Source organism: Escherichia sp. E2661, assembly GCF_004745185.1.
In the GTDB taxonomy this organism is placed as follows: Bacteria; Pseudomonadota; Gammaproteobacteria; order Enterobacterales; family Enterobacteriaceae; genus Escherichia.
Map to the genome: position 1 here is coordinate 159347 of NZ_PDIG01000038.1, position 24636 is coordinate 183982.

The 24636-nt window shown below is 49.7% G+C and carries 18 protein-coding genes and 9 pseudogenes; 12 read left to right on the top strand and 15 right to left on the bottom strand.

Annotated features, from left to right (window positions below; genetic code table 11):
• Positions 1-53: 53 nt before the first annotated feature.
• From mgtS to ydeE, 3 genes and pseudogenes are all read right to left on the bottom strand, one after another.
• Complete coding sequence (gene mgtS / locus CRI63_RS21560) at positions 54-149, bottom strand: protein MgtS (protein ID WP_135520733.1); 96 nt, start codon at positions 147-149, stop codon at positions 54-56.
• Positions 150-256: 107 nt separating this feature from the next.
• Positions 257-520: pseudogene (locus CRI63_RS21565) on the bottom strand (helix-turn-helix domain-containing protein); the annotation flags it as partial.
• Between the two features lie 65 nt (positions 521-585).
• Positions 586-1773: an efflux MFS transporter YdeE gene (gene ydeE / locus CRI63_RS21570; protein ID WP_135520735.1), complete on the bottom strand. Its 1188-nt coding sequence runs from the start codon at positions 1771-1773 to the stop codon at positions 586-588.
• A gap of 194 nt (positions 1774-1967) precedes the next feature.
• Between ydeE and eamA the strand changes: the two are divergent.
• Positions 1968-2868, top strand: a pseudogene (eamA, locus tag CRI63_RS21575) (O-acetylserine/cysteine exporter).
• 30 nt (positions 2869-2898) lie between these two features.
• Here eamA and marB read toward each other — a convergent pair.
• The 3 genes from marB to marR are packed head-to-tail and all read right to left on the bottom strand — an operon-like array spanning position 2899 to position 3986.
• Complete coding sequence (gene marB, locus CRI63_RS21580) at positions 2899-3117, bottom strand: multiple antibiotic resistance protein MarB (protein WP_130209257.1); 219 nt, start codon at positions 3115-3117, stop codon at positions 2899-2901.
• A gap of 30 nt (positions 3118-3147) precedes the next feature.
• Entirely contained in the window at positions 3148-3531 is a 384-nt protein-coding gene (marA, locus tag CRI63_RS21585; RefSeq protein ID WP_130209255.1) for an MDR efflux pump AcrAB transcriptional activator MarA, read from the bottom strand.
• 20 nt (positions 3532-3551) lie between these two features.
• On the bottom strand, positions 3552-3986 hold the full coding sequence (gene marR / locus CRI63_RS21590; protein WP_130209253.1) for a multiple antibiotic resistance transcriptional regulator MarR: 435 nt from the start codon (positions 3984-3986) through the stop codon (positions 3552-3554).
• A 210-nt stretch (positions 3987-4196) separates the two neighbouring features.
• On the opposite strand from marR, the pseudogene marC reads away from it, so the two are divergent.
• Positions 4197-4863, top strand: a pseudogene (gene marC / locus CRI63_RS21595) (NAAT family transporter MarC).
• A 24-nt stretch (positions 4864-4887) separates the two neighbouring features.
• Here the strand turns inward: marC and ydeA are convergent.
• Both ydeA and CRI63_RS21605 read right to left on the bottom strand, forming a co-directional pair.
• Positions 4888-6078, bottom strand: coding sequence for an L-arabinose MFS transporter (gene ydeA / locus CRI63_RS21600; protein WP_135520737.1), 1191 nt, complete (start codon positions 6076-6078; stop codon positions 4888-4890).
• Between the two features lie 88 nt (positions 6079-6166).
• On the bottom strand, positions 6167-7048 hold the full coding sequence (locus CRI63_RS21605; protein ID WP_130219101.1) for a LysR family transcriptional regulator: 882 nt from the start codon (positions 7046-7048) through the stop codon (positions 6167-6169).
• 100 nt (positions 7049-7148) lie between these two features.
• Here CRI63_RS21605 and sad point away from each other — a divergent pair.
• From sad to CRI63_RS21635, 6 genes and pseudogenes are all read left to right on the top strand, one after another.
• Positions 7149-8538, top strand: a pseudogene (sad, locus tag CRI63_RS21610) (succinate-semialdehyde dehydrogenase).
• A gap of 63 nt (positions 8539-8601) precedes the next feature.
• Entirely contained in the window at positions 8602-9528 is a 927-nt protein-coding gene (glsB, locus tag CRI63_RS21615) for a glutaminase B (RefSeq protein ID WP_130224810.1), read from the top strand.
• Entirely contained in the window at positions 9528-9887 is a 360-nt protein-coding gene (locus CRI63_RS21620; RefSeq protein ID WP_001191034.1) for a DUF4186 domain-containing protein, read from the top strand. Before glsB ends, CRI63_RS21620 begins: the two co-directional genes overlap by 1 nt.
• Positions 9888-10025: 138 nt before the next feature.
• Entirely contained in the window at positions 10026-11444 is a 1419-nt protein-coding gene (locus CRI63_RS21625) for a diguanylate cyclase (RefSeq protein WP_135405891.1), read from the top strand.
• A 245-nt stretch (positions 11445-11689) separates the two neighbouring features.
• A complete protein-coding gene (gene uxaB / locus CRI63_RS21630) occupies positions 11690-13141 on the top strand; it encodes a tagaturonate reductase (protein WP_135520739.1) in 1452 nt (483 codons plus the stop codon).
• A gap of 204 nt (positions 13142-13345) precedes the next feature.
• The gene (locus tag CRI63_RS21635; protein WP_130224816.1) at positions 13346-14260 is read left to right on the top strand and encodes a bestrophin family protein; all 915 of its coding nucleotides are present in this window, start codon (positions 13346-13348) and stop codon (positions 14258-14260) included.
• 3 nt (positions 14261-14263) lie between these two features.
• On the opposite strand, the gene tam is transcribed toward CRI63_RS21635, so the two are convergent.
• The 7 genes and pseudogenes from tam to lsrA all read right to left on the bottom strand — a co-directional run bounded on the left by tam (position 14264) and on the right by lsrA (position 20880).
• Entirely contained in the window at positions 14264-15022 is a 759-nt protein-coding gene (gene tam, locus CRI63_RS21640; protein WP_135520741.1) for a trans-aconitate 2-methyltransferase, read from the bottom strand.
• A 57-nt stretch (positions 15023-15079) separates the two neighbouring features.
• A pseudogene (gene lsrG / locus CRI63_RS21645) lies at positions 15080-15371 on the bottom strand ((4S)-4-hydroxy-5-phosphonooxypentane-2,3-dione isomerase).
• Between the two features lie 23 nt (positions 15372-15394).
• Positions 15395-16269: pseudogene (gene lsrF / locus CRI63_RS21650) on the bottom strand (3-hydroxy-5-phosphonooxypentane-2,4-dione thiolase).
• Positions 16270-16295: 26 nt separating this feature from the next.
• Positions 16296-17319: pseudogene (gene lsrB, locus CRI63_RS24135) on the bottom strand (autoinducer 2 ABC transporter substrate-binding protein LsrB).
• Between the two features lie 11 nt (positions 17320-17330).
• Positions 17331-18323, bottom strand: a complete 993-nt coding sequence (gene lsrD, locus CRI63_RS21660) for an autoinducer 2 ABC transporter permease LsrD (RefSeq protein WP_135520743.1) — start codon at positions 18321-18323, stop codon at positions 17331-17333.
• Positions 18323-19351: an autoinducer 2 ABC transporter permease LsrC gene (gene lsrC / locus CRI63_RS21665; protein WP_135520745.1), complete on the bottom strand. Its 1029-nt coding sequence runs from the start codon at positions 19349-19351 to the stop codon at positions 18323-18325. The genes lsrD and lsrC overlap by 1 nt, the downstream gene beginning before the upstream one ends.
• A pseudogene (gene lsrA, locus CRI63_RS21670) lies at positions 19345-20880 on the bottom strand (autoinducer 2 ABC transporter ATP-binding protein LsrA). The gene lsrC and the pseudogene lsrA overlap by 7 nt, the downstream one beginning before the upstream one ends.
• Positions 20881-21128: 248 nt before the next feature.
• Between lsrA and lsrR the strand changes: the two are divergent.
• The 4 genes and pseudogenes from lsrR to CRI63_RS21690 form a co-directional block, all read left to right on the top strand.
• On the top strand, positions 21129-22082 hold the full coding sequence (lsrR, locus tag CRI63_RS21675) for a transcriptional regulator LsrR (RefSeq protein ID WP_135520747.1): 954 nt from the start codon (positions 21129-21131) through the stop codon (positions 22080-22082).
• A gap of 78 nt (positions 22083-22160) precedes the next feature.
• Positions 22161-23753, top strand: coding sequence for an autoinducer-2 kinase (lsrK, locus tag CRI63_RS21680; protein ID WP_135520749.1), 1593 nt, complete (start codon positions 22161-22163; stop codon positions 23751-23753).
• Positions 23754-23996: 243 nt separating this feature from the next.
• Positions 23997-24263, top strand: a complete 267-nt coding sequence (hipB, locus tag CRI63_RS21685; RefSeq protein ID WP_135520751.1) for a type II toxin-antitoxin system antitoxin HipB — start codon at positions 23997-23999, stop codon at positions 24261-24263.
• Positions 24263-24636 (top strand): annotated as a pseudogene (locus CRI63_RS21690) (HipA N-terminal domain-containing protein); the annotation flags it as partial. The gene hipB and the pseudogene CRI63_RS21690, both read left to right, overlap by 1 nt.

A 24636-nucleotide genomic window follows, 5' to 3' on the forward strand; every position in this document is an offset into this window, starting at 1 on the left:
TTGCACGCAACTGTAACAAGGGGGCCGGTTAGGTGAGGGATTATCTCCGTTCATTAGTCATCCCATTTGTAGCTGAAATATGTGGCCAGAAAGCCAGAAAATAAAATTATTCCCAGAACAGCTATAAAAACATTCATATTACCCAACATTATTTTCCTCCGTTTATTGTGTGGTGTGTTTCCTCGCTTACCTTAATTTTCATTTCAATGAGAAAGATATTAGCAGAGGTTACCTAAACAAAGGCTGAATCAGGCGGTTATTGTGATGGGGAACGGCTGTTTTTACGATATTGAGAAGGGGATAATAAAAAACGTTGGTGAAAGTGATGACGCAATAACGCTGAATTGCCAAAACCCGTCAGCTCGGCAATTTTATCGATGTTAAAAGCCGAATTTTGCAGATAATCCTGTACTCGTATTAAGCGCTCATTGAGCAGCCAGCGGGCGGGCGTCATGCCGGTTAACGCCTCAAAACGTCTCAAAAAAGTGCGCGGACTCATATTTACCCGCTCGGCGAGGGAAGGCTATGCCTTTGCCTCAGAATAATAATTAGCAAAACCGTGCCAGTAGTGGCACGGCACGAATGTCAACAGAGTGCTGGCTGCCCCTGGGGTCTGGCATTAATACCTTTTAACATCAGCGCCCACGCGGCAATGATGACTACCGCCAGGATGATAAACAGCGAGGAAGACGGGAGAGTGGTCAGTACCACACCACTCACTAATGGATTTACCGCTGCACCCAACCAGCCTAATGACTGAGCGGAAAAATAGCTGGCTTTCATTCCAGGCGGCGCAATATGGTCAATCAACATATACTCACCGGGAGCATAAATAATTTCACCAACAGTAAATACCGCGGCTGAAATTCCCCACAATAGCAGGCTGTTTCCGGAAAAAATAAAACCGACCAGCCCGACGACAAAACAGAGTGTGCCTACCGTCATCAGCGCGCGGATGTTGGTCGGGTTAATTCGTCGCCCAACGGAATACTGCAACGTAACCACCATCGCGGCATTAACAGGCAGGACCACTGCGACCACTTTTTCAGCAAAACCACTATCCGCTATGACCATCACATATTGCGAGATACAAGAGGCAAAGGCACCGCTCACGAAAGAAGCCAGAAAGGCCGAGCAGGTGAACCACAGCAGCGCTTTATCCCGTAACAAAACCTTTGGCGACCAGACGCTGCCTGTTTCTGTGGCGATGATTTTCTCGCTGCGCTTTACCCAAATTTGAATGAAAACCACGGGAAACGCTGAGCAGATAGCTGCCAGCCAAAAGGGCAGATTGATGCTCTGCATGACTAACAGGGTGCCGAATGGTGGGCCGACGGTCCAGCCAATGTTGAGCATGGTGTAGTTGATCGAGAAGATCTTCGTTTTGCTGGTGGATGAAAGATTGTCGGCAAACCAGGCTTTCAATACAGTGGCAAAAACGGAATAGGCACAGTTGATGAGTGCGAAAAAAAGTACCACCAGTGTGACGCTGTCCACCAGGGGAATGGCGATAAAACCGCTGGCGAAGGCCGTAATTGCCAGTAACATATAGCGTTTCTTGTCGAACTTATCCGCCAGGATACCAAAACCGAGGCTAAAAACGACGCCAATAGTGAGCGCAATTGTCATCGCATAACCAATGAGATCGACACCCAGGCTGTACTGGCGACTCAAGTAAATAGTCATAAATGGCAGCGTAGCGCCGCGTCCGATAGTTAATAACAACGACGAGGCGAGAAGGGCGCAAGTAGAGCGTCTCAGAGATAAGTTCATTTGGCTGTCCGACAATGCATTTCGTTATGTTTTGTTTTTGAGATGTAAAGAAATAGCATGGCAAAAATCCGAAGTATAGCGACTTATTTGCCATTAATGCCGTGGTAAACGGTGATTAACGAATGAACTGTTAAAGAAAAGTAAATTCAGCTAAGTTGATTGCTGACAAAAAATGAAAATTCAGAGGCGGGAAAATGTCGCGGAAAGATGGGTTGTTGGCGCTATTAGTCGTCGTTGTATGGGGGCTTAATTTTGTGGTCATCAAAGTGGGGCTCCATAACATGCCACCGCTGATGCTGGCCGGTTTACGCTTTATGCTGGTCGCCTTCCCGGCAATCTTTTTCGTGGCGCGGCCAAAAGTACCGCTGAATTTACTGCTGGGGTATGGTTTAACCATCAGTTTTGCGCAGTTTGCCTTTCTCTTTTGCGCCATTAACTTCGGTATGCCGGCAGGACTAGCCTCGCTGGTCTTACAGGCTCAGGCGTTTTTTTACTATCGTGCTCGGTGCTTTTACTTTTGGCGAACGGCTGCACGGTAAGCAACTGGCGGGGATTGCGTTAGCGATTTTTGGCGTACTGGTGTTAATCGAAGATAGCTTTAACGGTCAGCATGTGGCGATGCTCGGTTTTATTTTGACCCTGGCGGCGGCATTTAGTTGGGCGAGTGGCAATATCTTCAATAAAAAGATCATGTCTCATTCATCCCGTCCGGCAGTGATGTCTCTGGTCGTCTGGAGCGCATTAATCCCTATAATCCCGTTTTTTGTCGCCTCGCTCATTCTCGATGGCTCGGAAACAATGATTCACAGTCTGGTCACTATCGACATGACCACCATTCTGGCGTTGATGTATCTGGCATTTGTGGCGACGATAGTTGGTTATGGGATCTGGGGTACGCTGCTTGGACGCTATGAAACATGGCGTGTCGCACCATTATCATTACTGGTGCCGGTAGTCGGTCTGGCAAGTGCAGCGTTACTGCTGGATGAACGCCTAACAGGCCTGCAATTCTTAGGTGCCGTGCTTATTATGACCGGACTGTATATCAATGTGTTTGGTTTGCGGTGGCGTAAAGCGGTGAAGGTGAGAGGCTAACAAGCCCCGATATGCCGGGGCCTGAATAAACTACATGGCGTGTTGGTTATAATAGGGCACGCCCAGCGCATCCGATTTGTCACTGCCTGTACCCATGTGATTTAAATCGAACGGTGGTTGTTCCTGCGATGGGGGAACAATCACCACATCGCCACAGGAAGTAACGACCGGTTGCGAGGTTTGCTCCGCAAAGCTCTGCGCGGAAAAGAGAATAAGCGCGGTTACCATTGCGGATAAAAGTGGTTTCATGATTGCCTCAGTGACGTTGTCACATTTTTATTAACTGTTGTAATGATTCAATGGATGCAAATACCGCGACTCGCACTGCATATTGGTCATCCGATATTTATGTGGCGGAACATCAAAGTAATTTTTGAAGGTGCGAGTCAGCGTTTGCTGTGACTCGAAACCATAACGTTCTGCCAGATAGAGGATGGGCTCGTTGCTTTCTTTCAGCTTTTGCGCGATTTCTGTCATCTTACGGCTGCGGATGTATTGACCTAATGAATGGCCGGTTTCTTTTTTAAACATCCGTTGCAGGTGCCATTTGGAATAACCTGAACGCTCTGACACTTTTTCCAGTGACAGTGGTGATTCCAGGTTGTCCTCGATCCAGTCCAAAATGCTATGAATGGTAATAGCGTCAGTATTGCGTCTGGACATCGTCATACCTCTTTTTTTGTTTACGGCAGGACTTTCTTAAGCAAATGCTCAAGCGTTGCCACTTCGTCCGCCGTCAGGTTTTTTGTTAATTCTTGATGCAGGTCCTGGCCAACTAATTGATGGCATTGTTCACATATTGCCGCGCCGCTGCTGGTAAGTTTCACCAACACGCCACGCTTGTCATTCGGGTTCGGCAACCGCTCAATCCAGCCTTTGCAAACCAGGCGATCCAACATGCGGGTCAGCGCGCCAAGGTCAACCGAAAGGACTTTTTTCAGCTCAACGGGAGTAATGCACGCCGCGCAGCGGATAGAGCAGAGCACCTTAAACTGTGCCGCGGTGATATCGAGCGGTGACAGATAATCGTTAAGCAGACGGTCTTTCTTCTGATTAACCATATGGATTAAGCGACCTAATGGGATGATTTCATTGAACAGGTCGCTGGTACTTTTCACAATGGTTGCCCTGGCAAGTAATTAGTTGCAGGGGATAATATTGCCCAGGCAAGTATAAGTCAAACGAATGAATCCCTTGATGCCACGATTTGCTAAATCGGTTCAAGTATTGCGCAGTGTGCTGCAAGATTAGTTAAAGAGTGAAACTTTCTCCTTGTTTACCCTTTATACTTTTCGCAGATAACTAGCGACACAGGATGACAACCACCAATGTTAGATTTGTTTAAAGCGATAGGCCTGGGGCTGGTGGTGTTATTGCCGTTAGCTAACCCGTTAACTACCGTAGCGTTGTTTCTCGGGCTTGCGGGTAACATGAACACCGCCGAACGTAATCGTCAGTCATTAATGGCCTCGGTATATGTTTTTGCCATCTTGATGGTGGCGTACTATGCCGGACAACTGGTGATGGACACATTCGGGATTTCGATTCCCGGTCTGCGTATTGCTGGCGGCTTAATTGTCGCTTTTATTGGTTTCCGTATGCTCTTCCCCCAGCAAAAAGCGATTGACTCACCGGAGGCGAAAAGCAAATCCGAAGAGCTGGAAGATGAACCCAGTGCCAACATCGCCTTTGTTCCACTGGCAATGCCAAGTACCGCTGGACCGGGGACCATTGCGATGATCATCAGTTCGGCGTCCACAGTACGTCAGAGTTCAACCTTCGCAGACTGGGTACTGATGGTTGCGCCGCCGCTGATCTTTTTTTCTGGTTGCGGTCATTTTGTGGGGAAGCCTACGTAGCTCTGGCGCAATTATGCGGCTGGTGGGCAAGGGGGGAATTGAAGCGATCTCCCGCCTGATGGGCTTCTTACTGGTGTGTATGGGGGTGCAGTTTATTATTAACGGCATCCTGGAAATCATTAAAACGTACTATTAAAAAAGGCCCGAATGGGCCTTTCAACTATTGTGTCTGTTCTTCGAGTTTCACTGGCCAGCGGCGGAATATGACGATTGACCATATTAACGCGGCGAGAGCAGGCACCGCGCCAACATAGCCAATCATCGACATCGACCAGTGAAGACTCACCTGATTACCCACCAGCGCCCCGGCGCCGATACCAATATTGAATATCCCCGAAAATAGCGCCATCGCAACGTCGGTAGCATCCGGTGCCAGCGCCAGCACTTTTACCTGCATCCCAAGGCCGATGATCATCATCGCAATCCCCCAGAAAACGCTCAGTACGCCGAGGTGCATCTCACTGTTCGCCGCAGGTAACAGTAGCGCCAGGCACACCAGCAATAACGCAATTGCCGCACTCACCAGCGTAGACGCATACTGATTGCCGAGTTTGCCGAAAATCAGGCTACCAATGATGCCTGCGCCTCCGAGCATTAACAGCAATGCGGTGGCAAAATTGGCGCTGAACCCAGCTACGTTTTGCACAAAAGGCTCGATATAGCTGTATGCCGTGTAATGCGCGGTAACCACCACTACCGTCAACAAATAAATGCTCATCAATGCCGGGCGGCGGAACAGTTGCGGAAGACTTTTCAACGACCCGGAATGCTCGCTGGGGAGTAATGGAAGTAACTTAATCAGGCATAGCAGGGTGATAAGCGCTCCAATACCAATGGCAAAAAACGTCGTTCGCCAGCCGAAATATTGCCCCACAATTCGACCAATGGGTAAACCTAATACCATTGCCAGAGCTGTACCGGTAGCAATTAAACTCAACGCCTGCGCTCGTTTACCTGCTGGCGCCATGCGAATCGCCAGAGACGCCGTTATCGACCAGAAAATAGCATGTGCGAAAGCAACGCCGATTCGACTGATCACCAGAACGGTAAAGCTCCACGATACAAATGACAGCACATGGCTGGCAATAAACACCACAAACAGGCAGATCAGCAATTTGCGGCGTTCAACCTGACTGGTCATTAGCATAAAAGGCAATGACATTAGCGCTACTACCCATGCATAAATGGTCAACATGATGCCGACTTGAGCAGTTTGCATGTGAAAACTTTGCGCAATGTCAGAAAGCAAGCCAACAGGGACAAATTCGGTAGTATTGAAGATGAAGGCGGCTACTGCCAGCGTAACTACCCGTAGCCACGCCACTTTGCGGGAAACAGTGTTTGTTGTCATAACAGATTATCGGGTGAGTTGCAAAAAGGTGATGAAATGATCTTAAAACGGTTAATGATGTGAATACAATGACTTTGTGATCCACATCTCATTTTGCCGCTTCATGCTGTTCCAGCGATGTGTCAAGCAGCTCAATAAACGCCTCAAGCTGACGAGTCTTCGCGCCACGACGCCAGACCAGCCATGTCGTTAACCAACGCCATTGCTCACCTAATGGCCAGGCTTCTACCTGATGATGCCCCGGCATACTTTCCAGCATGGAGCGAGGAATAAGCGCAATTCCCGCTCCGGCGATTACACAGGCCAGCATACCGTGATATGACTCCATCTCATGAATTGTCCCCGGCGCTGCGCCGTCGGCATGAAACCAGCTCTCAAAGTGGCGGCGATACGAGCAGTTAGCGCGGAAGGCATAGATATTACAACCATTAACCTGACTGGCGCGGGTAACGGGAGTATGTCCTTGCGGCGTAACGATCATCAACTCCTCGCGGTACACCGGCATCCCGTCAATGGCGGTATGGTTAATCGGACCATCAATAAATGCCGCATTCAGTTTTCCCTCAAGTACACCGTCCAGCATAGTTCCGGAAGGGCCAGTGGAAAGGGAAAACTGAATTTTAGGATAACGACGGTTAAATTCTGCCAGTGTAGCTGGGATGCGTACCGCTGCGGTGCTTTCCAGCGAACCGAGAGAAAACAAGCCTTGTGGCTCATCGCCAGCAACAACATTTCGCGCTTCGTCGACCAACGCGAGAATTTGTTGGCTATAGCGCAAAAAATTATGCCCGGCAGGAGAGAGACGTAAACGCTGATTCTCGCGAATAAACAGTTCAACGCCGAGTTCTGTTTCCAGCTGGCGGATACGGGTCGTCAGGTTAGATGGCACACGATGCACTTTTGCTGCCGCCTGGGTAATGCTGCCAGCCTCGGCAACGGCGTTAAACATCTCCAGTTGGGTCAGATCCATAACATTCTCGATTCGTGAACAAGTGGCTTAATATTATTCATTTTCACGAAAGAGTAAATCTGCGTATCTTCAGACCATAACTCACGAAGGAGATACCCGGATGACCATTACTCCGCTTACCCATGCTATTTCAATAAATCCAGCCAATGGCGAACAACTTTCTGCACTGCCGTGGGCTGGCGCTGACGATATTGAACACGCACTTCGGCTCGCGGCGGCAGGCTTTCGCGACTGGCGCGTAACAAACGTAGATTATCGCGCAGAAAAAACTGCGTGATCTCGGTAAGGCTTTGCGCGCCCGTAGCGAAGAGATGGCACAAATGATCACTCGAGAAATGGGGAAACCGATCAAACAGGCGCGTGCCGAAGTGGCGAAATCAGCAAACTTGTGCGACTGGTATGCAGAGCATGGCCCGGCAATGCTGAAGAGCGAACCTACGCAGGTAGAAAATCAGCAAGCGGTTATTGAATATCGTCCTATGGGGACGATCCTGGCGATTATGCCGTGGAACTTTCCGTTATGGCAGGTGATGCGAGGGGCTGTTCCCATTATCCTGGCAGGTAACGGTTATTTGCTTAAGCATGCGCCAAATGTGATGGGCTGTGCACAGTTAATTGCTCAGGTCTTTAACGATGCAGGTATCCCACAAGGCGTATATGGCTGGTTGAATGCCGACAATGACGGTGTAAGCCAGATGATTAAAGACCCGCGCATTGCTGCGGTTACAGTCACCGGAAGTGTCCGTGCGGGAGCAGCCATTGGCGCGCAGGCTGGGGCGGCGCTGAAAAAATGTGTGCTTGAATTGGGCGGTTCCGACCCATTTATTGTGCTTAACGATGCCGATCTGGACCTGGCCGTGAAAGCCGCGGTTGCCGGGCGTTATCAGAATACCGGGCAGGTTTGTGCAGCAGCAAAACGCTTTATCCTCGAAGAGGGGATTGCCTCTGCATTTACCGAACGTTTTGTGGCGGCGGTATCGGCGTTGAAAATGGGCGATCCGAGTCATGAGGAAAACGACCTCGGACCGATGGCGCGTTTCGATTTGCGTGATGAGCTACATCATCAGGTTGAAAAATCACTGGCACAGGGCGCCCGTCTGTTACTCGGAGGGGAAAAGGTAGCAGGCGCAGGAAACTACTATCCGGCAACGGTTCTGGCAGACGTCACGCCAGAAATGACCGCGTTTCGTGAAGAATTGTTTGGACCCGTCGCGGCAATCACCATTGCGAAAGATGCTGAACATGCGGTTAAACTGGCTAATGACAGCGAGTTTGGACTTTCTGCAACCATTATTACCTCTAATGAAGCACTGGCGAAACAAATGGCAGCACGTCTGGAATGTGGAGGGGTGTTTATCAATGGTTTCAGCGCCAGTGATGCACGGGTAGCGTTTGGCGGTGTGAAGAAGAGCGGCTTTGGTCGTGAACTTTCCCATTTTGGGTTACATGAGTTCTGTAATATCCAGACGGTATGGAAAGACCGGATCTGACGTCACATATTTAGCTCTGTTATACTCGCAGGTCTTTTCAGACCTGCGAGCAAGGAGCAGAGAGTGGCAGTCGCCATGGATAATGCAATTTTAGAAAACATTTTGCGGCAAGTACGTCCGCTAATTGGTCAGGGGAAAGTCGCGGATTATATTCCGGCACTGGCAACGGTAGAGGGTTCCCGACTGGGCATTGCTATCTGTACCATTGACGGGCAGCTTTTTCAGGCCGGAGACGCGCAAGAGCGTTTTTCAATTCAGTCTATTTCCAAAGTGCTCAGCCTCGTTGTTGCAATGCGTCATTACTCCGAAGAAGAGATTTGGCAACGTGTGGGCAAGGATCCGTCGGGATCGCCTTTCAATTCCCTGGTGCAACTGGAAATGGAGCAGGGTATTCCACGAAATCCTTTTATTAATGCCGGTGCGCTGGTGGTCTGCGACATGCTGCAAGGGCGATTAAGCGCCCCACGGCAACGTATGCTGGAAGTGGTGCGTGGACTAAGCGGTGTGTCTGATATTGCCTACGATACGGTGGTAGCGCGTTCAGAGTTCGAGCATTCTGCGAGAAATGCGGCGATAGCCTGGCTGATGAAGTCGTTTGGCAATTTCCATCATGATGTGACAACAGTACTGCAAAACTACTTTCACTACTGTGCACTAAAAATGAGCTGCGTTGAGCTGGCCCGAACGTTTGTCTTTCTGGCAAATCAGGGGAAGGCTATTCATATCGATGAGCCCGTGGTGACGCCAATGCAGGCGCGACAAATTAACGCGCTGATGGCAACCAGTGGTATGTACCAGAACGCGGGCGAGTTTGCCTGGCGGGTGGGACTTCCGGCGAAATCTGGCGTTGGTGGCGGTATTGTGGCGATCGTCCCACATGAAATGGCCATTGCGGTCTGGAGTCCGGAACTGGATGACGCAGGTAACTCTCTTGCCGGTATCGCAGTACTTGAACAATTGACGAAACAATTAGGACGCTCGGTTTACTAATGCAGTCTCTTGATCCACTCTTCGCGCGTTTATCCCGTTCAAAATTTCGCTCCCGCTTTCGTTTAGGCGTGAAGGAGCGTCAGTATTGTCTGGAGAAGGGCGCGCCGGTTATCGAACAACATGCGGCAGATTTTGTCGCTAAACGTCTTGCCCCGGCCTTACCGGCGAACGATGGCAAGCAAACTCCCATGCGCGGGCATCCGGTGTTTATTGCCCAGCATGCTACAGCAACATGTTGTCGCGGCTGTCTGGCTAAGTGGCACAACATTCCGCAGGGTGTTTCGTTAAGTGAGGAACAACAACGTTATATTGTGACGGTTATCTACCACTGGCTGGTTATTCAGATGAATCAGCCATAAGAATGTCAGATTTCGACAAAGCCGTATCGGATTAATATCTTTATTTGTCACCGCTGCCAGTGAACATGCTATCCTTTATGAGAATTTACTTATTGCGTTAAAATAATTGCAGCCTGCAATTGTATGGACAGATAATTAATGCGTGTACACCCCATCTCAACTTTCCATTTGTTCCTGGAAGGCCATTTGCTACGTAATAGTATCGCGATTTTTGCGCTAACCACGCTGTTCTATTTTGTTGGTGCAGAGTTACGTCTGGTTCATGAACTCTCTCTCTTCTGGCCGCTGAATGGCGTGATGGCAGGGGTTTTTGCCCGGTATGTCTGGCTCAATCGACTGCATTACTATGCAATCAGTTACGTGGCGATGCTGGCTTATGATGCGATGACTACCGAATGGGGTTTAGTGTCACTGGTCATCAACTTGTCCAATATGATGTTTATTGTGACCGTGGCTCGGTTAGTGGTGAGGGATAAGCGACTGGGGAAAAATAAGTATGAGCCAGTAAGTGCCTTACGCTTGTTTAATTATTGCCTTATAGCCGCATTATTATGCGCAATTGTCGGGGCGGTTGGTTCAGTAAGTATTGATAGTCTGGATTTCTGGCCCTTACTTGCTGACTGGTTTAGCGAACAGTTTTCGACGGGCGTGTTAATTGTTCCGTGTATGTTGACGCTGGCGATCCCCAGGGCGTTGCCACGCTTTAAAGCAGAACAGATGATGCCGTTTATTGCGCTCATTGTATCGGTCATTGCCTCGGTAGTGATTGGCGGTGCGGGGAGTCTGGCGTTCCCATTGCCTGCATTGATCTGGTGTGCGGTACGCTATACCCCGCAGGTAACGTGTTTGCTGACTTTTTTGACGGGAGCGGTGGAAATCGTGCTGGTGGCAAATTCGGTGATAGATATCGCCGTCGGTTCGCCGTTCTCTATCCCACAAATGTTCTCCGCTCGTCTGGGGATTGCTACCATGGCAATTTGCCCAATCATGGTTTCCTTTAGCGTGGCGGCAATTAATTCGCTGGTTAAGCAAGTTTCTCTGCGTGCCGATTTTGATTTTCTCACCCAGGTTTACTCGCGCTCAGGTCTTTTTGAGGCGTTAAAAAATCCGTCACTACAACAGACACAACATCTGACGGTGATGCTGCTTGATATCGACTATTTCAAAAGCATAAACGACAACTATGGTCATGAATGTGGCGATAAAGTTTTAAGCGTGTTTGCCCGGCATATACAGAAGATAGTTGGTGATAAAGGGCTGGTGGCGCGGATGGGCGGCGAAGAATTTGCGGTTGCAGTGCCTTCAGTGAATCCTGTGGATGGTCTGCTGATGGCGGAAAAAATCCGTAAAGGCGTAGAAATGCAACCGTTTATCTGGCAACAAAAAACGCTTTACTTGACGGTTAGCATTGGTGTCGGAAGTGGAAGTGCAACATTTCGTACGTTAATCGATGATTTCAACAAACTAATGGTAGAAGCCGATACTTGTCTTTATCGCTCGAAAAAAGACGGGCGAAATCGTACCAGCACTATGCATTATGGCGAGGAAGTTGTCTGACAAATTTGCGAGTTTTTGTGGGGAACATCTAATTTGTTCTACCAATTTGGACATTTTCCACTTTTACCGGGAATCATGATTACAAGCTTTCACTTTCCGGAACCTTGACCAACAGCACATTTTTCGCCAAAAAACGTGAATTGTTCGCCGCGAGTTGATCAAAACAGGGGTTCAGCGTATCAAAGTTTGCTAACCTGTCGTACCAATTCAAACAGGTTGTATGACTAATCAAAAGGGAACCCATTGTGAAAACACTAAATCGTCGCGATTTTCCCGGTGCACAGTATCCAGAACGTATCATTCAGTTTGGTGAAGGTAACTTCCTGCGTGCCTTTGTCGACTGGCAAATTGATCTCCTGAATGAGCACACCGATCTGAATTCTGGTGTGGTCGTAGTTCGTCCGATTGAAACTTCATTCCCGCCGTCATTGAGCACTCAGGATGGTCTGTACACCACCATCATTCGTGGTTTGAATGAGAAGGGCGAAGCGGTTAGCGATGCGCGTCTGATTCGTTCTGTTAATCGTGAAATCAGCGTCTACAGTGAATACGATGAATTCCTGAAACTGGCGCACAACCCGGAAATGCGCTTTGTTTTCTCTAACACCACCGAAGCAGGTATCAGCTACCATGCAGGCGACAAATTTGATGACGCGCCAGCGGTAAGCTATCCGGCAAAACTGACTCGCCTGTTGTTCGAACGTTTTAGCCATTTCAACGGTGCGCTGGATAAAGGTTGGATCATCATCCCGTGTGAACTGATCGACTATAACGGCGATGCGCTGCGTGAACTGGTTCTGCGCTACGCGCAGGAGTGGGCGCTACCAGAAGCATTTATTCAATGGCTGGATCAGGCTAACAGCTTCTGTTCAACGCTGGTGGACCGTATCGTTACCGGTTATCCGCGTGATGAAGTGGCGAAACTGGAAGAAGAACTGGGGTATCACGATGGTTTCCTCGATACCGCTGAACACTTTTACCTGTTTGTAATTCAGGGGCCGAAATCTTTAGCAGCAGAACTCCGTCTGGACAAATATCCGCTCAACGTATTGATTGTAGATGATATTAAACCATACAAAGAGCGTAAGGTTGCAATCCTGAACGGTGCGCATACGGCGTTGGTGCCAGTTGCGTTCCAGGCAGGGCTGGATACTGTAGGCGAAGCGATGAACGATGCTGAAATTTGCGCATTCGTTGAGAAAGCCATCTACGAAGAAATTATTCCGGTACTGGATTTACCACGTGATGAACTGGAATCTTTCGCCAGTGCGGTAACCGGGCGTTTCCGTAACCCGTACATTAAGCATCAGCTGCTTTCCATCGCGCTCAACGGTATGACCAAGTTCCGCACCCGCATCCTGCCGCAGTTGCTGGCAGGGCAGAAGGTGAACGGTAAACTTCCGGCCCGACTGACCTTCGCGCTAGCGGCATTGATTGCATTCTATCGTGGAGAACGTAACGGGGAAGCGTATCCGGTACAGGATGATGCCCACTGGCTGGAACGTTATCAGCAACTCTGGAGCCAGCATCGTGACCGTATCATCGACACCCAGGAGCTGGTCGCCATTGTGCTGGCAGAAAAAGACCACTGGGAACAGGACCTGACGCAAGTGCCTGGCCTGGTCGAACTGGTTGCTAATGACCTGGATTCCATTCTGGAAAAAGGGATGCGCGAAGCTGTACGTCCGTTGTGCTAAATAGCTTCGTTATCTGAACCCGGTTTCGACCGGGTTTCTTATTTTACTATATTAGTTACAACATCCTATGTGCTTTATCATTAACAGGTGCCACATGCAACACCTGTTAATGTTGTAAGCTTGTAGGTAATTTGTAAGTACTGTCTTGAGAATGTGATCGTAATCACGTTTAATAGGGCGACTTGTCCACGCCTGAAGATAACCATGATTGTTCGTCCACAACAACACTGGCTGCGCCGTATTTTTGTCTGGCACGGTTCAGTATTATCCAAGATATCCTCGCGCTTACTACTCAATTTTCTCTTTTCTATCGCTGTTATTTTCATGCTGCCCTGGTACACACATCTGGGCATCAAATTCACCCTCGCACCGTTCAGCATTCTTGGTGTCGCCATCGCCATCTTTCTGGGGTTTCGTAATAACGCTGGTTACGCCCGTTACGTTGAAGCGCGCAAACTTTGGGGGCAGTTGATGATTGCTTCGCGGTCATTATTGCGTGAGGTAAAAACGACATTGCCGGATTCGGCAAGGGTAAGGGAGTTTGCCCGACTGCAAATCGCCTTCGCCCACTGTTTACGCATGACATTACGCAAACAGCCACAGGCGGAAGTGCTGGCACATTATCTCAAGACTGAAGATCTTCAGCGTGTACTGGCTTCAAACACTCCGGCTAACCGTATTTTGTTAATAATGGGGGAGTGGTTGGCGGTTCAGCGACGCAATGGACAACTTTCAGATATCCTGTTTATTAGCCTCAACGATCGGCTTAATGATATTTCAGCGGTTCTGGCAGGCTGCGAGCGCATTGCCTATACGCCAATTCCCTTTGCCTACACCCTGATTTTGCATCGTACCGTTTATCTATTTTGTATCATGCTGCCGTTCGCGCTGGTCGTGGACCTGCATTACATGACGCCTTTTATCTCTGTGCTGATTTCCTACACTTTTATTTCGCTGGATTGTCTGGCGGAAGAATTGGAAGATCCGTTCGGTACTGAAAACAATGATTTACCGCTGGATGCCATCTGCAACGCTATTGAAATTGACCTGTTACAGATGAACGATGAAGCAGAAATTCCAGCGAAAATTCTTCCCGATCGCCATTACCAGCTGACGTGATAATTACTCCGTACGTCGGGCAACAATAAACAGTCGCGGGAATGCCAGCAGTATCTGTCCGTTCTCTTGCAGTGGATACTGCTCTTCCAGCATCTGATGGTAGCGCGTAAGAAAATGCTGCTGTTCGCTCTCAGTCAGATCCTGTAACCACGGGCGTAATCCGGTTGCGGTCACCCAATCGATAATCGCCTGGTGCGACGGCATCTGGTGATAGTAAGTGGTTCGCCAGATATCGACCTCACATCCGGCTTCGCTCAAAATATCGTAGTAAGCATGAACGCCAGCCAGCGGCTCACGCCCGCGATCTGGATAATTTTGTTCCCAGGCGACTTCGCGCATCAGCACATGGGTCGGCTCCAGCCAGTTATCTGGCATCTGTACTGCCAACACACCATGAAGATTAAGTAACGAAACCAAATGAGGGAACAATTCGTAGTGGTCGGGCAGCCATTGCAGCGAGGCATTAGCGAAAATCAGGTCGAGTGCCTGTTCCGGTTGCCAGTTGCGGATATCTGCTTCCACAAACTGGCAGTCCGGCAAAGCACTGCGCGCTTCGGCAATCATCGCCGGAGACGAGTCGATGCCAGTTATCTTTGCCGCAGGCCAACGTTGGTGTAGAAGGGCGGTGCTGTTACCTGGGCCACAGCCAAGATCGGCAACGTATTCGACATTTTCCAACGGCACTCTGGCAAGCAGCTCCACCGCCGGACGCGATCGTTCAGCGGCAAAGTGCAGATATAAAGAGGGGTTCCAGTCAGACATTTTTTTTACTCCCGTCAGCGCGTTACCCCAATTGTAGATAAAACTGATGAATTCGCCTCACGGCATCAACCCATTGAACACGCGTTTTTTTACGCGGCCCGGTCATTAGCGGTTCCAGTTTCGCGACACAGGTTTTGTAGTGGGGCGTGGTTTTATGGAATGCCACTGCGTCTTCATCTTTATAGGCTTCGTAAATATAAAAGCGCGAATTCACTTCCGGGTCCTGTAAGACATCGAAGCGCAAATTACCTTCTTCCTGTACCGAGCCCAGGTGATTCTGGCGAAAGACCTCGATAAACTCGTCAACCTTGTCTTCATGAACGTTAATTTCAACCAGTGTGACGTGCATGATTCTTCTCCTTAAATTCGCAGTTACTGTTTTTCACTCAGATAGAGTTCATATGCCCGATCAGCCGTTTCGTTATGGTGTACCACCGCCTGTACGGCTTTCATCATCGCCACCGGATGGTCAGACTGGAAAATATTTCGCCCCATATCCACACCAGAAGCGCCCTGATCGATAGCCTGCCAGCACATTTCCAGCGCCTCGCGCTCTGGTAATTTTTTACCGCCAGCAATAACAATGGGTACCGGACATCCGGCAACAATCCGTTCAAAACCTTTATCGACATAATAGGTTTTGATAATTTGCGCCCCCATTTCAGCGGCGATTCGAGTCGCGAGCGAGAAATAACGCTGATCGCGCACCATATCTTTGCCCACGCCAGTGACTGCCATGGTCGGCATTCCCACTTTCATTCCAGCATCGACTAACTGAATAATATTTTTGATCGACTGATGTTCATATTCGCTGCCGATATAAACCTGCGCCGCCACCGCGCAACTGTTCAGGCGCACGGCGTCATCCATCGATAACGCCACGCTTCATTGCTTAATTCCGCCAGGATAGAGTTCGCACCTGACGCCCGCAGTACCACTGGCTTATTAGTCGCGGGCGGCACTACGCTGCGCAAAATACCGCGCGTACACATTAATACATCGGCATGTTCAAACAGTGGGGCGATATTTATATCAATGCGTTCAAGTCCGGTAGTCGGCCCCTGAAAATAACCATGATCAAAGGCCAGCATCACGGTTTTACCCGTTTTCGGATTAAATATCCGCGATAAACGAGACTGCATTCCCCAATCCAGAGCACCGCAACCTTTCAGGGTAAAAGGGATATTTTGTTGCGGTTGATCGGTGCGAAAATCTTTACCATCTTTAATATCGTCTAAATCTGCCATAACTTACTCCGGTTAAGTAATGCACATCAGAAATCGTATTTGCCGATATTTTCTTTATTGAAAACCACGCGCTCTGGTAACAGTACGATGCCATTACCATCCGCTTCGTAGTCATAGCCCTGAACGCTGTTTGGCGAGACTTCCACCTGACCTACGCCCTGAATATCCAGCTTGTCGCCCGTTTTCATTGCACCTTTTTTCAATAATGCATCCGCGACATAGACCGAAATTTTGCCTTGCTGAACCACATCCCACAGGCCAAATTCTTTCACCGTGCCGCGCTCTACATACGGACGCATCACATTTGGCGTACTGAATCCGACAATCGCAACTTTGTCATTTTTCAGGTTTTCTGCGGCTTGTGCGGCAGCGGGCAGGGCGTTGGCGTCGGGGGCGATAATGACATCGAGATCGCTATAGGCTTTTAATATGCCTTCCGCGGTTTGTAACGATTTAGTGGCATCGTTATAGCCAAACTGCGTAGTGACAATTTCCCAACCTGGATGCTCTTTGGCGATTTTCGCTTTCGCTTCTTTCACCCACTGGTTTTGGTCCGTAACGGTGGGGCTGGAGTAGAAAAAACGCGACTTTGGCTTTGTCTTTATTTACCTGGCGCGCCGCCATATCCACCAACATACCTCCCAACTGGGCGGGCGTTCCCTGGTTAATGTAGTAAGAACGGCACTCCGGTTTGGTGTCAGAATCCCAGGTAAGTACTTTCACCCCACGTTGCATGGCGCGTTTCAGTGCCGGGCATAAACCATCTGGCGAAACCGCAGAAACGATAATGGCGTTATATCCCTGATTGACGAAGTTATTAATCAACTGTACCTGACCAGAAACACTGGGTTCTGTTGGCCCATCGTAGGTCACATCAACGCCCAGCTCTTTACCCGCTTGTTGTGCGCCGTTGCCACCGCTGGTAAAAAATCCCACGCCAACCAGTTTGGGAATAAATGCAATACGCTCTGCGGCCTGCACATTCATAGAGATTGCGGCAATGCCAATGGCGCTAAGTAAGGCGATTTTCTTAAAGCGATGAAGTGTCATGAAGATATCCTTTATGGCAATGGGTTATTGGCCCGACGCGCCAGCCACTCTTTAATTTGCTGGCGATGCAGGCTAACGGAACGACCTACGACAACGACGATAAGCAGCGCACCGGAAAGGGCGCTGGACACCTGATTTGGCACTCCTGCCATTTGCAAACCTTGTTGCAAATATCCCACTAATAAAACCGCAATGGTGGTGCCGATAATGGAACCGGAACCACCATAAATATTGGCACCGCCAAGCACCACGGCGGTGATGGCGGGCATCAGAAACGACGCACCGAGATCGGAACGTGCTGAACCAAAATACGATACCAGCAGCACAGCGGCGACCGCAGACGCCAGCCCCGTCATGGCATAGAGCGCACATAAGGTGCGGTTAACTGGAATCGCGCTATAAAGAGCCACGCGCGGGCTTTGCCCAATCAAAAACACGTTACGTCCGGCATGGGTTTTATGCAGCCACAGCCATAAAACGAGGAGGCATATCAGGAAAATAATCAGCGGAACGGGGAGTCCAAGCACATCCAGGTTAGCGAAATCTGTAAACGCCATCGGGAATCCACCAATACCTTCGTACCCCGTCGCTCCGGCCATCCCGGAAAGCAGCAGGGCACTTCCGGCAAACAGATACAGCGTGCCAAGCGTAATCACCAGCGGGTTAACTTTGGTATAGATAATTAATCCGGCGTTAATCAGCCCGCACAATGCGCCGAGCAGAAAGGTCAGAAGAATCGCCAGCGGCATCGGCACACCACTTTGAAACAGTACGCCTAATGCAATGGCGCACAAGCCGATGGTCGAACCAAACGAAATATCGATCCCGCCACTGACAATCACCATCGTCATCGGTAGGGCGACAATGCCAATGCAGATAAAGTCACTGGTGCTGAACAGCAACATATTGAGATCTAACATCCGTGGGTTAATTGCACCAAATGCGACAATCTCAATAACCAGCAGTGCGGCAAGGGCCAGTTCCCAACCGTAGCGAATACGCATTACACGGCCTCCCGTTTTTTACCTGACGAAGCGGGTTTAACGGATGGCGGTGGCGTCATAAAGCGGGCATATTTTTGCCGCCGTAGATTACGTTCCAGCGCACAACGCAGGCGTCCATCAAACACCAGCACCGCCAGCAGAACCAGACCCGCGATAAAATCATTCCACCATGCCGGAATGCGCAACAGCACCAGTACGCTATCGATCTGCGTCAGGAACCAGGCACCGAGTACCGCACCGATGATCGCACCGGAACCGCCGAGCAAACTAATGCCGCCCAGCACGCAGGCTGCAATCGCTTTCATCTCCAACCCGGTACCGGTCTGGTTGGGGATAAAACCAATCTGCGAAGCAAACACAATCCCCGCCAGTGCCGCCATGCAGCCGTTCAACGAAAATGCCACAATCCGAATGGCTTCCGTACGAACGCCCAATTGACGAGCGCCCTGTAAATTATCGCCCGTGGCATAAAAACTGCGTCCAAACGCCGTCTTTGCCAGCAGCCAGGCCATAAATGCCACCAGAATTATCGTCAACCAACCAATCGCGGAAACGCCAAACAGTAGCGGGGCGGAGAGTTGTTTCAGTTCGGCGGGTAATCCTTCAATCCATTTTCCGCCAGTCCACAGCAGCATGATGCCTCTGTACAATCCTAATGTTCCGAGCGTGGCGACAATAGCAGGGATCTTTAGCCACGCGACCAGGACACCGTTGAAAAATCCCGCGAGCAAGCCGAGCAGTAGCGTCGCGACACAAGCAACAGGCAGCGAATACCCGGCGTTCAGTAATATCCCCAACAGCACCGCGCACATACCCGTAATTGAGCCTACCGAAACATCAATATTGCGCGTCAGCATCACCAGCGTCGCGCCCATTGCCAGCAGGATCAGGATTTGTGCGCTGCTATAAACCATGGTCAGCGTTTGCAGACTTAAATACTGACTGTCGAGAAAACCGGGTAATACAAACAGCAGCACCACCGCCAGCAGTGCCGTGATTTCGCGGTTGTTCTGAATAAATTTCAGCATGACGCCTCCTGACGCTGACTATCGCCGAAGGCAACGCGCATAATGGTCTCGACATTAATATCGTGTCCGGTCAGTGCCGAGTGGGTAATTTCACCCTGATGCATCACATACACGCGGTCAGCCATCAGTTCGATCTCTTCCAGATCGGAGGAGATAAGCAGCACGGCCACATTTTGTGCGGCGATGCTGCGCAACAGCTGGTAGATATCATTACGCGCCGAGACATCCACGCCGCGCGTCGGCTCATCAACAATCAATACTTGCGGCGAAGCTTCCAGACATTTGGCAATCAGGATTTTTTGCTGGTTGCCACCGGATAAAGTTCGTGCAGCTTGTTCCGATTCGTTAAATTTAATATTCAGCGCGCGACGATATCGTTCCAGTGTGGCGTTATCTTTCGCGGTTTTTGCCCAGAATCCGCGTTGATTATGGGTGAGGGCGCAGACGTTCCACGCCAGCGAAGCATCGAGATTCAATCCTGAGGACTGGCGATCTTCTGGTAGATAAACCAGACCGCGATGCAAACGTTCTCCGGTAGATAATTTATTGATCTCTTTACCATTCAATATGATGCGCCCGCCACGAAAAGGCCGCAGACCATACAACGTTTCTGCCAGTTCAGTGCGCCCGGCCCCCACTAGCCCAGCCAGGCCAAGAATTTCTCCGGCATTCAGCGTAAAACTGACATTCATAAAACCTTCGCCAGTCAGATTTTCCAGCGCCAGTACCGATGTTCCGGCTGCATGTTGTGGGCGATTACCGGGCAACTCCAGCCATAACTTTTGACTGGCTGAGAGAGATTTTTCCCGCGTTGCTGGCGTAATGGCCTGAATGATGTCGTCGGTAGACAGCTCGCTGGTTTTGCCACTTAACGCAATAGTTCCGTCGCGCATCACGCTAATACGATCGGCAATCTGGCGAATTTCCGGCAGCTTATGTGAGATAAAAACAATACCCACGCCAGTGGCGAGTAGTTCCCGCAAACGGCCAAACAAGCGTTCGGTTTCCGCAGGGGTAAGCGACGCTGTAGGTTCATCGAGAATAAGAATTTGCGAATCGCGCATCAGACCGCGCAGGATTTCCACCATTTGGCGGTCGGCAACATCCAGTGACGCCCGCCAGACTATGGAGATCAAACTGGCAGCCCAGCGCCGCCAGCAAGTTCTTCATCTTTTGCATGGAGAGCTGTTTTTTGCCAGCCCAAACAGGATGTTTTCTTTTATCGACAGGCTTGGGAAAAGCAGCGGTTCCTGGGGAACGAGATAAATACCCAACTGATGAGCATGAACTGGCGTTAATCTGGTGTAGTTGTTGCCACCAACCTCCAGCGTGCCGCTATCAGCGGGGGTAATACCGGCGATGATTTTCATTAGCGTCGATTTACCCGCACCGTTACCGCCGAGCAGGGCGTGGACTTCCCCTTGATGCAACGTAAAATCAATACCTTTAAGGACATTAACCCCTGAATACTGTTTATAAACCGAGCGGGCGCAAAGTAGCGGTAACGCGCAGGTATCACTCGTTTGCATATTTTCCCCCGTTCAGTTTTGCAGGTGAGTTTTGAACAAATGTAATTCTGCTTTTAATTTGTTCATAACCTTAGGTGGACATTGCACATATTTCCGACGAATAGATCACAATTTATGCTATTTTGATTTTCATGGTTGCGTTTGTTCATACTCGTTAGTCAAACTGTGGTTGCTATCACAGATATAAATGCGCAAGAACTGAACAATTGCATTAAAGATTTAAATATGTTCAAAGTGAAGAATGAATTATGACAATCAACGATTCGGCAATTTCAGAACAGGGAATGTGCGAAGAAGAACAGGTCGCGCGGATCGCGTGGTTTTACTATCACGACGGGCTGACCCAGAGCGAGATTAGCGATCGCCTCGGACTGACCCGTTTGAAAGTGTCGCGGTTACTGGAGAAAGGGCATCAGTCCGGCATTATTCGCGTGCAGATTAATTCTCGCTTTGAAGGCTGTCTGGAATATGAGACGCAATTACGTCGCCAGTTTTCATTACAGCATGTGCGGGTGATCCCTGGACTCGCAGATGCTGATATCGGCGGGCGCTTAGGAATCGGCGCAGCGCATATGTTGATGGGATTGCTCCAGCCACAGCAAATGCTGGCGATTGGCTTTGGCGAGGCAACGATGAACACGCTGCAACGCTTAAGTGGTTTTATTTCGTCACAGCAAATCCGCCTGGTCACGCTCTCCGGTGGCGTCGGCTCTTATATGACAGGCATCGGGCAACTTAACGCAGCGTGCAGCGTCAACATCATTCCGGCGCCATTACGGGCATCTTCGGCTGAAATTGCCCGAACGCTGAAAAATGAAAACTGCGTCAAAGATGTCCTGTTAGCCGCACAAGCTGCGGATGTGGCAATTGTCGGCATTGGCGCCGTGAATCAAAAAGAGGATGCGACGATTATTCGCTCCGGTTATATCAGCCAGGGCGAACAGTTAATGATTGGTCGAAAAGGGGCCATTGGCGATATTTTAGGTTACTTTTTTGACGCTAAAGGTGACGTTGTCACGGATATCAAAATACATAACGAACTGATTGGCTTACCTTTAACCGCGATGACAACCATTCCAATTAGAGTAGGTGTCGCAGGGGGCGAAAATAAAGCCGAAGCGATCGCCGCTGCGATGAAAGGCGGCTACATCAACGCGCTGGTTACCGACCAGGATACTGCCGCTGCGATTTTACGTGGTTAATTTAGCATCACCTTATTACCGGGAACGATGGAGAACGTATAGAGGAACAGACAGAACGCTTAAGCCGAGGACAATCTAATGGCTCGACTCTTTACCCCTTCAGAATCAAAGCATTACCTGATGGCGCTGGACGCAGGCACCGGAAGTATTCGGGCTGTGATTTTCGACCTGGAAGGCAATCAAATCGCGGTAGGACAGGCGGAGTGGCGGCATCTGGCAGTACCTGACGTTCCCGGTTCAATGGAATTTGATCTGAATAAGAACTGGCAACTGGCGTGCGAATGTATGCGCCAGGCGTTACATAATTCAGGTATCGCGCCGGAATATATTGCTGCCGTTTCGGCATGTTCGATGCGCGAAGGCATTGTTTTATATAACAATGAAGGAACACCGATCTGGGCCTGCGCCAATGTGGATGCCAGAGCGGCGCGGGAAGTCAGCGAACTTAAAGAACTGCATAACAATACCTTCGAAAACGAAGTGTATCGCGCGACCGGACAAACGCTGGCTTTAAGCGCCATTCCCAGATTACTTTGGCTGGCGCATCACCGTTCTGATATCTACCGACAAGCGTCGACCATCACCATGATCAGCGACTGGCTGGCCTATATGTTAAGTGGGGAACTGGCGGTCGATCCGTCTAACGCAGGCACCACGGGACTTCTCGATCTCACCACCCGTGACTGGAAACCTGCATTGCTGGATATGGCCGGACTGCGGGCTGATATTCTTTCTCCTGTCAAAGAAACCGGCACATTGCTGGGCGTGGTAAGTTCACAAGCTGCGGAACTTTGCGGCCTGAAGGCTGGCACTCCGGTGGTCGTGGGAGGAGGGGACGTGCAACTCGGTTGCCTTGGATTAGGCGTTGTGCGTCCGGCACAAACCGCTGTTCTTGGCGGCACATTCTGGCAGCAAGTTGTAAACTTAGCCGCGCCGGTAACCGATCCAGAAATGAACGTGCGCGTTAATCCCCATGTTGTACCTGGCATGGTACAAGCTGAATCTATTAGCTTTTTTACCGGACTCACCATGCGCTGGTTCCGCGATGCCTTTTGTGCCGAAGAAAAACTGATTGCCGAACGTTTAGGTATCGACACCTATACGCTGCTGGAAGAGATGGCCAGTCGGGTGCCGCCTGGGTCGTGGGGCGTGATGCCAATATTCTCCGACAGAATGCGCTTTAAAACCTGGTATCACGCTGCGCCTTCCTTTATTAACTTGTCCATCGACCCTGATAAATGTAACAAAGCGACATTGTTCCGTGCGCTGGAAGAAAATGCGGCGATTGTATCAGCGTGTAACTTGCAGCAAATTGCAGATTTTTCGAATATTCATCCCACATCGTTAGTCTTTGCAGGCGGAGGTTCAAAAGGGAAATTATGGAGTCAAATTCTCGCTGATGTCGCGGGATTACCCGTTAATATTCCGGTGGTCAAAGAAGCCACTGCATTAGGATGTGCCATTGCCGCTGGCGTCGGTGCCGGGATTTATTCATCAATGGCAGAAACTGGAGAACGTCTTGTACGCTGGGAACGAACGCATACACCAGACCCAGAAAAGCATGAAATTTATCAGGATTCACGCGATAAGTGGCAGGCTGTATATCAGGATCAACTGGGGCTGGTTGATCACGGACTGACGACATCGTTATGGAAAGCGCCTGGGTTATAGTTTTATTGACAGCCACATCCTGATAACCGTGGCTGTTAATTTTTGAGTATCGGTATTCCTATTTCTTTTCAACCGGCGCATCAGCGCCGTTTTTTAAATTCTCCCTTTTATCCTCGATCGCGGATATCGCAGCATTTATCCCGTATAGCGGATAAAATGTGTTTACAGATTGACTTTATCCTCACTAAGGGATAAAACTGACAATATCCCCTTAAGCGGATAAACTTTCTGTGGACGTATGGCATGATAAGCTTTCCGATGATCTATAGCCCAACGCAATTAGCGAATGCAATGAAACTGGTTCGTCAGCAAAATGGCTGGACGCAGAGCGAGCTGGCGAAAAAAATCGGCATTAAGCAGGCGACGATTTCGAATTTCGAGAATAATCCCGATAACACCACGCTGACGACATTTTTTAAGATATTACAGTCACTTGAACTCTCAATGACGCTATGCGACACGAATAACGCTGCGCCAGAATCAACAGAACAGCAAGATCTGGAGTGGTAATGCCTAAACTTGTCACTTGGATGAACAACCAGCGGGTAGGCGAGTTAACGAAGTTGGCCAATGGCGCGCACACTTTTAGGTATGCGCCGGAGTGGTTAGCCAACCGTTATGCCAGGCCGTTGTCGCTATCGATGCCATTGCAGAGGGGGAATATCGCCTCTGATGCCGTGTTTAACTTCTTCGATAACCTGTTACCCGATAGCCCGGTTGTACGCGACCGGATCGTTAAACGTTATCATGCTAAATCCAGACAATCCGTTTGATTTATTAGTCGAGAAATAGGGCGAGACAGCGTTGGCGCTGTGAACTGATCATTACCGAAGATGAAACCGTAAGACGCACCCGATAATGGCATGGGAAAAGCTTACTGACG

Bases quoted from the DNA above. Each gene is read 5' to 3' on its own strand.
- mgtS (WP_135520733.1), bottom strand. From the start codon at position 149: ATGTTGGGTAATATGAATGTTTTTATAGCTGTTCTGGGAATAATTTTA.
- ydeE (WP_135520735.1), bottom strand. From the start codon at position 1,773: ATGAACTTATCTCTGAGACGCTCTACTTGCGCCCTTCTCGCCTCGTCG.
- marB (WP_130209257.1), bottom strand. From the start codon at position 3,117: ATGAAACCACTTTTATCCGCAATGGTAACCGCGCTTATTCTCTTTTCC.
- marA (WP_130209255.1), bottom strand. From the start codon at position 3,531: ATGTCCAGACGCAATACTGACGCTATTACCATTCATAGCATTTTGGAC.
- ydeA (WP_135520737.1), bottom strand. From the start codon at position 6,078: ATGACAACAAACACTGTTTCCCGCAAAGTGGCGTGGCTACGGGTAGTT.
- CRI63_RS21605 (WP_130219101.1), bottom strand. From the start codon at position 7,048: ATGGATCTGACCCAACTGGAGATGTTTAACGCCGTTGCCGAGGCTGGC.
- CRI63_RS21620 (WP_001191034.1), top strand. From the start codon at position 9,528: ATGCAGTCTCTTGATCCACTCTTCGCGCGTTTATCCCGTTCAAAATTT.
- CRI63_RS21625 (WP_135405891.1), top strand. From the start codon at position 10,026: ATGCGTGTACACCCCATCTCAACTTTCCATTTGTTCCTGGAAGGCCAT.
- CRI63_RS21635 (WP_130224816.1), top strand. From the start codon at position 13,346: ATGATTGTTCGTCCACAACAACACTGGCTGCGCCGTATTTTTGTCTGG.
- tam (WP_135520741.1), bottom strand. From the start codon at position 15,022: ATGTCTGACTGGAACCCCTCTTTATATCTGCACTTTGCCGCTGAACGA.
- lsrD (WP_135520743.1), bottom strand. From the start codon at position 18,323: ATGCGTATTCGCTACGGTTGGGAACTGGCCCTTGCCGCACTGCTGGTT.
- lsrC (WP_135520745.1), bottom strand. From the start codon at position 19,351: ATGCTGAAATTTATTCAGAACAACCGCGAAATCACGGCACTGCTGGCG.
- lsrR (WP_135520747.1), top strand. From the start codon at position 21,129: ATGACAATCAACGATTCGGCAATTTCAGAACAGGGAATGTGCGAAGAA.
- lsrK (WP_135520749.1), top strand. From the start codon at position 22,161: ATGGCTCGACTCTTTACCCCTTCAGAATCAAAGCATTACCTGATGGCG.
- hipB (WP_135520751.1), top strand. From the start codon at position 23,997: ATGATAAGCTTTCCGATGATCTATAGCCCAACGCAATTAGCGAATGCA.